General features: G+C 73.6%; 11 protein-coding genes and 1 pseudogene. 7 read left to right on the forward strand and 5 right to left on the reverse strand.

Annotated elements, in window-relative coordinates; all coding sequences use genetic code 11:
* The first annotated feature begins 9 nt into the window (after positions 1-9).
* From P1P70_RS30775 to P1P70_RS30795, 5 genes are read left to right on the forward strand one after another with little or no spacing between them, the layout of a single operon-like run.
* Complete coding sequence (locus P1P70_RS30775) at positions 10-1,305, forward strand: MFS transporter (protein WP_319243593.1); 1,296 nt, start codon at positions 10-12, stop codon at positions 1,303-1,305.
* Positions 1,302-2,186: a putative hydro-lyase gene (locus tag P1P70_RS30780; RefSeq protein WP_413471583.1), complete on the forward strand. Its 885-nt coding sequence runs from the start codon at positions 1,302-1,304 to the stop codon at positions 2,184-2,186. The genes P1P70_RS30775 and P1P70_RS30780 overlap by 4 nt, the downstream gene beginning before the upstream one ends.
* 52 nt (positions 2,187-2,238) lie before the next feature.
* A complete protein-coding gene (locus tag P1P70_RS30785) occupies positions 2,239-2,997 on the forward strand; it encodes a 5-oxoprolinase subunit PxpA (protein ID WP_319243575.1) in 759 nt (252 codons plus the stop codon).
* Positions 2,994-3,605, forward strand: a complete 612-nt coding sequence (locus tag P1P70_RS30790; protein WP_319243577.1) for an allophanate hydrolase subunit 1 — start codon at positions 2,994-2,996, stop codon at positions 3,603-3,605. Before P1P70_RS30785 ends, P1P70_RS30790 begins: the two co-directional genes overlap by 4 nt.
* Entirely contained in the window at positions 3,602-4,474 is an 873-nt protein-coding gene (locus tag P1P70_RS30795; protein ID WP_319243579.1) for a biotin-dependent carboxyltransferase family protein, read from the forward strand. Before P1P70_RS30790 ends, P1P70_RS30795 begins: the two co-directional genes overlap by 4 nt.
* A 43-nt stretch (positions 4,475-4,517) precedes the next feature.
* Here the strand turns inward: P1P70_RS30795 and P1P70_RS30800 are convergent.
* The 5 genes and pseudogenes from P1P70_RS30800 to P1P70_RS30820 all read right to left on the reverse strand — a co-directional run bounded on the left by P1P70_RS30800 (position 4,518) and on the right by P1P70_RS30820 (position 9,943).
* Positions 4,518-5,388: pseudogene (locus P1P70_RS30800) on the reverse strand (SGNH/GDSL hydrolase family protein).
* The gene (locus P1P70_RS30805) at positions 5,385-6,569 is read right to left on the reverse strand and encodes a glycosyltransferase (RefSeq protein ID WP_319243582.1); all 1,185 of its coding nucleotides are present in this window, start codon (positions 6,567-6,569) and stop codon (positions 5,385-5,387) included. Before P1P70_RS30805 ends, P1P70_RS30800 begins: the two are co-directional and overlap by 4 nt.
* Positions 6,566-7,690 (reverse strand): glycosyltransferase family 1 protein, encoded by a 1,125-nt coding sequence (locus P1P70_RS30810; protein ID WP_319243584.1) that lies wholly within the window; start codon positions 7,688-7,690, stop codon positions 6,566-6,568. Before P1P70_RS30810 ends, P1P70_RS30805 begins: the two co-directional genes overlap by 4 nt.
* Positions 7,691-7,829: 139 nt before the next feature.
* Entirely contained in the window at positions 7,830-9,248 is a 1,419-nt protein-coding gene (locus tag P1P70_RS30815; RefSeq protein WP_319243586.1) for a HEAT repeat domain-containing protein, read from the reverse strand.
* 302 nt (positions 9,249-9,550) lie between these two features.
* Positions 9,551-9,943, reverse strand: a complete 393-nt coding sequence (locus tag P1P70_RS30820; protein WP_319243588.1) for an ankyrin repeat domain-containing protein — start codon at positions 9,941-9,943, stop codon at positions 9,551-9,553.
* 271 nt (positions 9,944-10,214) lie between these two features.
* Between P1P70_RS30820 and P1P70_RS30825 the strand changes: the two genes are divergently transcribed.
* Positions 10,215-10,409, forward strand: a complete 195-nt coding sequence (locus P1P70_RS30825) for a hypothetical protein (RefSeq protein WP_319243590.1) — start codon at positions 10,215-10,217, stop codon at positions 10,407-10,409.
* 37 nt (positions 10,410-10,446) lie between these two features.
* Positions 10,447-11,839, forward strand: a 1,393-nt coding sequence (locus P1P70_RS30830; protein WP_319243591.1) for a hypothetical protein, incomplete at its 3' end; no start/stop codon positions are given.

The following is an 11,839-nucleotide window of genomic DNA, read 5'->3' on the forward strand; positions in this document are numbered from 1 at the left end:
TCCCAGGCCCTGCCCTCCACGAGCAAGCCCGGCCCCGACGGCCGCCCCGCCGACGACGACGGTCCCCTCGGCTGGCTGCGGGCCCTCGGCCCGCGCGGCCGCCGTGCCTTCGGCGGCGCGTTCGGCGGCTACGCCCTCGACTCCTACGACTACTTCACGCTGCCGCTGAGCATGGTCGCGCTCACGGCCTACTTCGGCCTGGACAACGGCCAGACGGGGCTGTTCACCACGGTCACCCTGGTCGTATCGGCGATCGGCGGCGCGGCCGCGGGTGTGCTCGCGGACCGGATAGGCCGGGTGAAGGCGCTGATGATCACCGTGATCACGTACGCCGTGTTCACCGTGGCCTGCGGCTTCGCGCCCAACTACGAGACCCTGCTGGTCTTCCGCGCCCTCCAGGGGCTCGGCTTCGGCGGCGAGTGGGCCGTCGGCGCGATCCTCGTCGCCGAGTACGCGAGCGCCAAGCACCGGGGGCGTACGCTCGGCGCGATCCAGAGCTCCTGGGCGGTGGGCTGGGGTCTGGCCGTGATCGTCTACACGATGGTCTTCTCCTTCCTCGACGACGACCTGGCCTGGCGCGTGATGTTCTGGACCGGCGCGCTGCCCGCGCTGCTCGTGATCTGGGTGCGCCGCTCGGTCGAGGACGCCCCGCAGGCCGCGGCGGCGCGCGAGCGGAGCACCGAGAAGGGCTCGTTCGCCGTGATCTTCCGGCCGGGCACGGCCGCCGCGCCGGGGCTGCTGCGCACCACGGTGTTCGCGGTGCTGCTCTCCACCGGCGTCCAGGGCGGCTACTACACCCTGGCGACCTGGGTGCCCACCTATCTCAAGACGGAGCGCGGTCTGTCGGTCGTCGGCACCGGCGGCTACCTCACGTTCCTGATCTCGGGCGCCTTCATCGGGTATCTCACTGGCGGCTATCTCACCGACCTGCTGGGCCGCCGCCGGAACATCTGGCTCTTCGCCGTGCTCTCGGCGCTGTGCATCCTGGCGTACGCGAACATCCCGAGCGGCGCCGACACCCTGCTGCTGGTGCTCGGTTTCCCGCTCGGGTTCTGCATGTCGGCGATCTTCAGCGGCTTCGGTTCGTTCCTCAGCGAGCTGTACCCGTCGGCCGTCCGGGGCACCGGGCAGGGATTCACGTACAACACCGGGCGCGCGGTGGGCGCCGTCTTCCCGACGACGGTCGGCTTCCTCGCGGACAGCTGGGGCGTGGGCGGCGCGCTGGTCTTCGGCGCGCTCGGCTACGGCCTGGCGGCAGTGGCCCTGCTCGGCCTCCCGGAGACACGCGGAAGGGAACTGGTGTGAACGACATGACCACGCGGCACGCCGGCCCGACCGCCACTGCGCACGCCCGTCCGGTCGCCCCCGCCACCCCCTACGACCGCCCCTTCGCCGCCGTCGACCCGCACGCGCACGCGTGGACCCCCGAGGAGGCACGCGCCCGGTTCCGCTCGGGTGCCGCGGGCCCCACCGCCGGGGTGGCCGCCGGGCACACCCAGGCGAACCTGATCTCGGTGCCCGCCGACTGGGCCTACGACATGCTGCTGTTCTGCCAGCGCAACCCCAAGCCGTGCCCCGTGCTCGACGTCACCGACGCAGGTACGTGGACGACCCCGCTCGCCCCGGGCGCGGACCTGCGCACCGACCTGCCGCGCTACCGGGTCTATGAGCACGGTGAGTTGGTGGCCGAGCCGACGGACGTGGTCGACGTCTGGCGGAAGGACCTGGTGTCGTTCCTGATCGGCTGCAGCTTCACCTTCGAGTCGGCGCTGGCCGGGGCGGGCGTGCCGATGCGCCACATCGAGCAGGGCCGCAACGTCTCGATGTACGTCACGGGCCGGTGGTGCCGACCCGCCGGCCGGCTGCGCGGCCCGATGGTGGTGTCGATGCGTCCGGTGCCGCCCGCGCACCTGGCGGCGGCGATCCGGGAGAGCAGTCTGCTGCCGGCCGTGCACGGTGGCCCGGTGCACTGCGGCGAACCGGCGGGCCTCGGCATCGCGGACCTGTCCCGTCCGGACTTCGGCGACCCCGTGGACGCCGAACCCGACGACATCCCGGTGTTCTGGGCCTGCGGGGTGACTCCTCAGGCCGCCGTGATGGCCTCACGCCCGTCGTTCGCCATCACGCACGCCCCGGGCCAGATGTTCCTGACCGACGCCCGCGACGAGCAATACCGCGTGCTCTGACACAGAAGCTGTGACGCACAAGCTCTGACGTACAAGCAGGAGAATGGGATCCATGAGCTCGATCGATCTGAACGCCGACCTCGGCGAGGGCTTCGGCCGCTGGACGCTGACCGACGACGAGCGGCTGCTGTCCGTCGTCACCAGCGCCAACGTGGCCTGCGGCTTCCACGCCGGGGACCCGGTCACCATGCGGCGGGTCTGCGAGCTGGCGGCCGAGCGCGGTGTCCGGATCGGCGCCCAGGTCTCGTACCGCGACCTGGCGGGCTTCGGGCGGCGCGCGATGGACGTGCCGCCCGCCGAACTGGCGGCCGAGGTGGCGTACCAGATCGGTGCACTGGAGGTCTTCGCGCGCGCGGCGGGCACGCGCGTGTCGTACGTGAAGCCGCACGGCGCGCTCTACAACCGTGTCGTGCACGACGAGGGGCAGGCTGCGGCGGTCGTCGAGGGGGTGCTCCTCGCCGACGCCACGCTCCCCGTCCTCGGACTGCCCGGTTCGCGGTTCCTCAGTCTGGCGGAGACGGCCGGGCTGCCCGCCGTCACCGAGGCGTTCGCGGACCGCGCGTACACCGACCTGGGCACGCTGGTGCCGCGCGGTCAGGACGGTGCCGTCATCACGGACGGCGACGCGGTGGTGAACCGGTCGGTGCGCCTCGCCGCGGAAGGCACCGTCACGTCCCACTCCGGCGCGCGCATCGCCGTCCGGGCCCGCTCCCTCTGTCTGCACGGCGACACACCGGGCGCGGTGGAGCTGGCCGGGCGGGTGCGGGACGCGCTGGCGGCGGCGGGGGTGCGTGTGGAGGCGTTCTCATGAGAGCCCTGCCGGTCGGGGACCACGCCCTGCTGATCGAGGTGGGGACGGGCGAGGAGGCCACGGCCCTGCACGCCGAGCTGCTGCGCCGCCGCGCGACGGGCGACCTGTCGGCGACCGAGATCGTCCCGGCCGCCCGTACGGTCCTCCTGGACGGTCTCGACGCCCCCTCCCGCCTCGCCGCACGCCTCGCCTCCTGGGACATCCCGCCCGTGCCTCCGCGTACGGAGGACGTCGTCGAGATCCCCGTGCGATACGACGGCCCCGATCTGCCCGACGTCGCCGCCCACTGGGGTGTCGACGAGGCCGAGGTGGCCCGTATCCACGCAGGGGCCGAGTACCGCGTGGCGTTCTGCGGCTTCGCCCCCGGCTTCGGCTATCTCACGGGGCTGCCTCGCGAGGTCCCGCGCCGGTCGACCCCGCGCACGTCGGTCCCGGCGGGGTCGGTCGCCCTGGCCGGCCCGTACACCGGCGTGTACCCGCGCGCGTCCCCGGGCGGCTGGCAGCTGATCGGTACGACGGACGCGGTGCTGTGGGACCACACGCGGGTACCGGCCGCGCTGCTGGCGCCGGGGACCCGGGTCCGCTTCACCCCCTGGGAGACGCCGTGACGGACGATGCCCTCGTGGTGGTCCGCGCGGGCGCCCTGACCACCGTCCAGGACCGGGGCCGGCCCGGCCACGCCCACCTCGGCGTGCCCCGCTCCGGCGCCCTGGACGCACCGGCGGCCGCCCTGGTCAACCGTCTGGTGGGCAACTCCCCGGACGCGGCCGTGCTGGAGACCACCCTCAACGGCTGCTCCGTACGACCGCGCTCGGCGGTCACCGTGGCCGTCGGCGGCGCCCCCGGACCGGTCACTGTGGACGGCCGCCCGGCCCCGTGGGGCGCGCCGGTACGGGTCCCCGGCGGGGCCCTCCTCGACATCGGCCCCGCCCGCTCCGGCGTACGCGCCTATCTCGCCGTCTCCGGCGGGGTGGCCGTCGAACCGGTGCTGGGCAGCCGCTCCACGGACCTGCTGTCCGGCCTCGGCCCGCCCCCGCTGACGGACGGCACCGTGCTCCCGCTCGGCCGCCCGGGCCACCCGCACGCGCGCGTGGACGTAGTCCCGCACCCGGCACCGCCCTCGGAGCTGGTGCTGCGCGTCACCCTGGGACCGCGTGACGACTGGTTCACGGAAGCGGCGCTGCGCACCCTCACCAGGCGTCCCTATGCCGTGTCGTCCGCGAGCAACCGCATCGGGCTGCGCACGGAGGGGCCCGCCCTGGAGCGCTCCCGGGCGGGTGAACTCCCCAGCGAGGGAATGGTGCTGGGCGCCGTCCAGGTGCCGCCGGACGGCCGCCCGGTCGTCTTCCTCGCGGACCACCCGACCACCGGGGGCTATCCGGTGATCGCGGTCGTCCACCCGGCGGACCTGCCCGGCGCGGCCCAGGCCACGCCGGGCACGCCGGTGCGGTTCCTCGCCGTTCGGCACCGCAACTGACCGGGGGCGGTGCCCGGCGTCGGGTTGGTCGCCCCGGGCCGCCTCACGCCACCTCCGGCCGGTGCTCGGTGGTGGACAGCGCGGCCGCGGACGCCACCGCGTGGGAGGCGGACAGGTCCAGCCGGGCGCTGGTGCCGCGCGCCTTGTGGCGTACCTCGGCGGCGGCGAGGGCGAGGAGCTGCGGGAGCAGGTCGGTGCACCGCCGGGCCACCCAACCCGTTCCGGCGGTGGCCAGCCACCAGAGCCCGGCGCCGCGGCCGGGCGCCGCGGACTCGGGCTCGGCGGAGGGCGCGGCGCCCGTGGCGATCCCCGCCCCGGCGAGCAGGGCGTGGAAGCGGAGGGCGAGCTGCCGGTGCCCCCGCTCGCCGGGGTGCAGCCGGTCCGCGCTCCACATCGCGCGGTCCGCCAGCCAGGCACCCTCCGAGGCGTGCAGATGGACGGCTCCGTGGCGCGCGGACAGGGGCGTGCACGACGGTGTTGACGGCCCGCTGCCGCCGGGCGAGGGGCCTGGCGAGCGCCCCGGGCAGGCCGAGCATCGTCCCGGGGTCGGGCAGACAGGCGGTGAGCAGCACCGCCCCGCGCTCCCGGAGCGCCCCGTAGACCGTGTCGAGGCGGGCGGTGACGGCGTGGATGTCGAAGGTGCACCGCAGGGTGTCGTTGACGCCGATGACGACCGAGGCGATGTCCGGGCGGAGGTCGAGCGCGGCAGGCAGCTGCCGCTCCAGGACGTCGCGGGTCTGGGAGCCGCTGACCGCCAGGTTGGTGAACTCCAGGTCCGGCTCGGCGCCCGGCGCCCCGCCCGCTCCGAGCCCTTCGGCGAGCAGCGCGGCCCAGCCCCGCCGGCCGCCCGCGACGGGGTCCCCCACGCCCTCGGTGAGGGAGTCGCCGAGGGCCACGAACCGCGGGGCTCTCATCCCGCGCCCTCCCGCACCGGGCGCCCGACGGTCGCGTCGTGCGCGGTGAGGAAGGCGTCCACCGCGGTCCGCCAGCCGAAGCACTCGGCACGCGCGCGTGCCGCCTCCCGGCGCTCGGTCTCGGGCCGCTCCAGCAGCAGTTCGACGGCGTCCGCGAAGGACTTCCCGTTGTCCGCCGCCGTGGCGCCGGCCGAGCCGATGACCTCGGGCAGCGCTGAGGAGGAGCTGGCCACCACGGGCGTACCGCAGGCCATGGCCTCCAGAGCGGCCAGCCCGAACGTCTCGGCGGGGCCGGGGGCCAGTGCCACGTCGGCGGAGGCCTGGAGCGCGCCCAGCGTCTCGCGGTCGCCCACGTGGCCCAGGAAGGTCACCGGCAGCCCCTTGGCACGCTGTTCGAGCCTGCCGCGCAGCGGCCCGTCCCCGGCGACGACCAGCACGGCCCGCTGCCCGCGCCGCAGCAGCGCCTCCAGGGCGTCGAGGGCCGTGCCGGGCCGCTTCTCCACGGACAGCCGGGAGCACATCACCAGCAGAACCTCGTCCACGCGCGCGTGCCGCCCCCGCAGCCCCTGGTCGCGCAGGGCGGGGTGGCGTCCCACGAGGTCGACGCCCAGGGGCGCCCGGACGACGTTCCGCGCACCGATCCGCACGAACTCCCGTTCGGCGAACTCGGTGGTGCACACCACCCGCGCGTAGGTGTGGGCCGTACGGACGTTGAGGGCGTCCGAGGCCCGCCGGGCCATGCCCTCGGACAGCCCCCAGGTCCGCAGCACCCCGTCGGCGGTCTCGTGCGAGACCATCACCGCGCGCACCCTGGCCCGCCGTGCCCACTTCCCCGTCCAGCGCAGGGTGGTCCGGTCGGAGACCTCCAGCCGGTCGGGCGCCAGGGATTCCAGGAGGCCGGCCACCCGTCGCTTGTCCATGAGGACGCGGTAGCCGCCGGTGCCCGGCAGCAGCGGTCCGGGCAGGGTGATCACCCGGCCCTGCTCGGTCGCGCGGTCGGTGTACCGCTCTCCGGGCACGACCAGCACGGCCTCGTGTCCGGCCGCCTCGTACCCCCGGCCCAGTTCCCGCAGCGCGGTCCGCAGACCGCCCGAGGAGGGCGCGACGAAGTTGGCGAGCCGCACGATCCGCAGCCCCGTCCGGGCACCGTTCCCCCGCGCCCCGTCGACAGCCGTGCTCATGCCGCCACCGCCGTCCGCGCCGTGCGCACGTCGGCGTAGTGCCCGATGAGCTGGTCGCCGACGGCCGCCCAGGTGCGCCCCTCGACCATGGCCCGTCCGGCGGCCCCGTAGGCGGCCCGCAGGGCCGGGTCGGCGGCGAGCGACCACACGGCGTCGCGTACGGCGGCCGCGTCGCGCGGCGGGACCAGGAGCCCCGTGCGCCCGTGGGCGACGAGGTCCAGCGGACCCCCGGCGGCGGGAGCCACCACGGGCACCCCGCTGGCCATGGCCTCCTGCACGGTCTGGCAGAAGGTCTCGAAGGGGCCGGTGTGGGCGAAGACGTCGAACGAGGCGAAGATCCGCGCGAGTTCGTCGCCGGTGCGGCGGCCCAGGAAGACGGCCCCCTGCAGTGCTTGGCGCAGCCCCGGTTCGCTCGGCCCGTCGCCCACGACCACGACCCGCACGCCCTCCAGGCCGCACACCCCGGCGAGCAGTTCGATCTGCTTCTCGGGGGCGAGACGCCCGACGTAGCCGACGATCAGCTCCCCGTTCGGCGCGAGTTCGCGGCGCAGCGCCTGGTCGCGCAGGTCGGGGCGGAACCGGACGGTGTCGACGCCGCGCGGCCACAGGCTGACCCGGGGCACACCGTGTGCCTCCAGGTCACGCAGGGCCGCGCTGGACGGGGCGAGGGTGCGGTCGGCGGCGGCGTGCACGGAGCGGATGCGCCGCCAGGCCGCCGCCTCACCGGCGTGGACGTAGGTGCGGGCGTATCCCGCGAGGTCGGTCTGGTAGATGGCGACGGCGGGGACACCGAGGCGGGCGGCGGCGGCCATGCCGCGCACGCCGAGGACGAAGGGGCTGGCCAGGTGGACGATGTCGGCCCGGTGTTCGACGATCGCCGCGGCGACCCGGCGGCTGGGCAGGGCGACGCGGACCTGGGGGTAGCCGGGGAGCGGGAGGGAGGGGACGCGGACGACGGGGCACGGTGCCTGGAGGTCGGCTCCGGCTCCCTGGGCGGTGGCCGGGGCCACGACGAGCGGGGCGTGCCCCCGCGCGACGAGGTGCCGCGCGGTCTGCAGGGCGCAGTGGGCGACGCCGTTCACATCGGGGGGAAAGGACTCGGTCACTATGACGACACGCATACCGGTGTTGTCGTCGCGCTGGACGTGGCCGCGTCAACGTGGATCTTTCCGCGCGGGGAACGTCCCATGAGCGTTGCGCTGCACACCTGTCCAGGTCAGGCCGTGTCCATGCCCGCCTGATGTCCGGGTCACCCCGTGTTCACATTGCGGGCATGTCAGGTCCGATTCGGCTGCGTACGGCGGTCTGGACGTCGTCCTCCTCGGCCGGGTCGGCGGCGAGCCTGCGGAGCTGGTCGACGACGCGCGCGTCTCCCGTCTCGGCGTGCCGGGCGGCGATCTCGCGGGTGGTCTCCTCGCAGTCCCAGAGGCACTCGACGGCGAAGCCGGCCGCGAAGGAGGGGTCGGTGGCGGCGAGCGCGCGGGCGGCGCGGCCGCGGAGGTGGGAGGAGGCGGTCTCGCGGTAGATGTGGCGCAGGACGGGCGCGGCACAGACGATGCCGAGGCGTCCGGCGCCGTCGACGAGCGTCCACAGGGTCGGCGCGTCCGGTCCCTCGCCGCGTACGGCCTCCCGCAACGCGCCGAGCACCAGTTCGCTGTCCTTGGTCCCGCCGAGACAGGCGAGCATGCGTCCGGCGGCGGCGCCCAAGGGGTCGGGCCGGTGCACCCAGCCGCGTGCCCGGTCGACGGCTGCCATGCTGCGCATCCGTTCGAAGGCGGCGACGGCGGCCTCCACGACCATCGCCGTGCCGTCGGTCACGGCGCCCTCGATCAGGTCGAGGGCGTCGGGATCGTTGCCGTCGGCGAGGTAGCGCAGGGCGGTACAGCGGGCACCGTCGTCGCCCGTCCGGGCGGCGGAGACGATCTCGGGCCGGTCCTCGGGGCCGGCGACGGCGGTCAGACAGCGGGCGGCTGGCACGTGGAGGACGGCTCCGCGTTCGATGCCCTGCTGGGCCCACTCGAAGACGGCCGCGACGCTCCACCCGGGCCGGGGCCCGCTGGGTCGCATCTGCCGCTGCCAGCGGTCGAAACTGCCGGTCTCCTGGGCGGCCCGCACGCGGGTGGCGATCGCTTCGCGGGGATCGTCGGCCCACAGCCGCCAGGGCCGGGGTTCGAAGGCGTCGCGGACGGCGGCGGCCAGCTCGGCCTCGCCCTGCGGATCGGTGGTGAAGCGGGCCAGGACGGGTTCGGCGAGGGCACGCAGCCCTTCGTCGTCGTCCCTGAGGGCCAGCTCGTCCAGGGCCCAGGCCCAGCTGGTGCCCACGGCGGCGTACCTGCGCAGCAGTTCGAGCGCGTCCCGCCTGCCGTACGAGGCGAGGTGCCCGAGGACCGCGAGGGCCAGCCCGGTGCGTGACTCGTCGGTGTCGAGCACGTCCTCGGCATCGAAGAGGTGCCGCTCGATCTCGTCGAGCTCACCGCTCAGGTCGAGGTAGAGACGGGCGTAGTAGAGCGAGCGGTTCTCCACCTGCCAGTCGTGGCGGGGGTCGCTCAGCACACAGTGGTTCAGCGCCGCGAGCGCTTCGGCCCGCGGGGCGGTGAGGGCGTGCAGCGTGCCGTCGCCGCGGCCCCTCTGGAGCAGGCCGAGCAGCGTACCGCTGGGCGCTATGACCGGTTCGAACATGGGAAACAGCCTCATATCAAGCGTCGACGCAACCGGGAATCCTGCGTTACCTGGCCGCGTGACAACACGTCGGAGCGCCCGCCGTCTGTTGCTTGCTGAAGACCATCTTCCTCTGCCTCTCGTCGGTGGCCCATGCGGACCGCGTCACGGCCCACGCGGTGCGGCAACACCTGCCCAGCCATCATGTCCGTGAATCACGACGTCATGATGACCCGGCGGTTCTTCCTGCCGCGACCGAAATATCCGGCGGCCCCGTACCGCCTCCCCCGTCTTTCGTGTTTTTCCTGGTCAGAACATGTTGATCAGTGTGCTGCGAACAGTTCGAGCAGTTCCGTCTTACCGAACATCCGTGCGGTATCGATCGCGTTCGGAGTGCCCGCGACCGGGTCGGCACCGGCCTCCAGGAGGACGCGGACGACGCCCTCCTCACCCTTGAAAACCGCCCCGGCGAGGGGGGTCTGGCCGCGGTCGTTGACCCGGTCGGCCTCCCCGCCACGGGCCAGGAGGGCCCCGACGGCGTCGGCGTGCCCGTGGTACGCGGCGAGCATCACGAGCGAGTCGCCGCGGTCGTTGGTGAGGTCGGCCGGAACACCCGCGTCGACATACGCCACGAGCGCCTCGGTCTCGCCCCTGCGGGCCAGATCGAAGATCTTGGTCGCCAGCTCCACGACCTCGGGGTCGGGGGCTTCGCTCATCGCCGGGACCACCTCTCACATACACGCTTCGAGCCGAACGGGTGAATCGTCAGGGTACTGGCTCGACGCGCACATCAGCAGACACAGCCGAGGCAAAGATCACACCGAGTCCCGTCACACGCAACAGCCCAGCCCGGACGGCCCAGCCTCGATGCGACCATCGGGGCGAATTCTGTCGAATTTCACCCATATGCACCTTTTATAGTATGGATACATCCTGTGACTCTGGAAGAACTCATGGTGACTGTCCCCACCAACCAGGAGAGCCAAAATGATCCTGAACATCTCAGGCGTCGTGCTGCTCGGCGTCATCGTCTTCCTGTTCTTCCGCAAGGACGGCCTGAAGGCCTCGCACTGCCTCGTCGTCACGCTCTTCGGCTTCTACCTCGCCAGCACGGGCATCGCCCCGAGCATCACAGCGGGCGGCGAGAGCCTCGCGAGCCTCCTCGGCGGGATCAAGTTCTGACCCCGCCCCCATCCGCACGCACCCCCAGGAGAGAGCCGTGGCCAGGGTCCCCCTCCCCCGCATTCTGAGCACCGGTGGCGCGCACCTCGCCAGGAGCCGGGAGCTGGCCCGGACGGCGGCCGACGGCGCCACCGACGTCCTCCACCCGTTGATCACGATCACGCGTGGACTGCGCCGGCTGGTCGCCGCCGGGCGCCACAGATGGGCCGAGACCCCGAAGGACCGTCGCGGGTCACTGCTCTTCCTGGCGGCCTCGGTCGTCCTGGTCGTGACCCTGGTGCCGTACGGCCTGCTGCTCGCCGTCATCGCCCTGATGGCGGCGGCAGCGTGGGCGGGTCGCGAGGGCGCCGTCGCCGAGCCCGCCGGCCCCGACGAGTCCCAGACCCAGCGACTACGCTCCCTCTACGAGGCCCTGGTCCCCTGCTTCTCGGCCTCCGAGGACCCCGAGCCGCTCTACGCGTACGGCGGCGCCTGGGACAAGGCCTTCCCCACATACGCGTTCGACGGCACCGGCCGGATCTGCCATCTGCTGATCCGCTACCCGGCGTACTTCACGGACGGCGAGGCAGAGGCTCGCGCACGCGTCGAGCAGCTGCTGCACACCAAGGCGGGCCGCGGCCGCGAGTACCGCTTCACCTGGGACGAGGAGGGCAACGAGCTCACCGTCGCCGTCCTCCCCCCGCTCGCCACCGACATCACCGCCCAGCGATTCGTGACGGCACCCGGCGAGACGATCCTGGGGTTCACCGACGAGACGCACGTCCAGCGCACCCTTCCCCTCGCGTCCGGGGAGGAGCAGCGGGATGTGCCGCCGGTCGTCTGGCGCACCGGCGCCCGCTCCACCGAGCCGCATCTGCTGGCCGTGGGCGAGCCGGGCGGCGGCACCACGACCCTGCTCCGCTCGATCGCCCTCCAGGCGCTCCAGCACGGCGACGTCGTCATCGTCGAGGGCGGCGGCAGCGGCGAGTACGCGTGCCTGACCGGCCGCGACGGTGTCCTCGCCGTGGAGAGCGGCATCTCCGGGACGCTGGCGATCCTGGAGTGGGCGTCCCAGGAGACGGAGCGCAGACTGATCGCCACGAACCGGGCCCGCCAGTCCGGCCTTCCGGCGCCGGACGACATCCGCCGCCCCCTCTGGCTCCTCCTCGACCGCCCGACCGTGCTGACCCACCTCGCCACGGCCGAGGGCCGGCCCGACCCGCAGTCCCTCCTGCAGATCCCTCTCCGACACGGCCGCGCGGTCGACGTCACCGTCGTGATCACCGAACAGTTCGACCACCTGGACGCCCTCACGGACGCGGTTCGCGGGCACACGCGCGCGCGTGTCGTGCTGGGCCCCGCCTCCCCCGACCAGGTAGAAGCGGTCTTTTATACACAACTCCAAGCCCACAAGAAAGACAAAAAAATCATATTACCGCTTCAAATTAAAA

The sequence above is a fragment of the Streptomyces sp. MB09-02B genome (assembly GCF_033794485.1).
Taxonomy (GTDB): domain Bacteria; phylum Actinomycetota; class Actinomycetes; order Streptomycetales; family Streptomycetaceae; genus Streptomyces.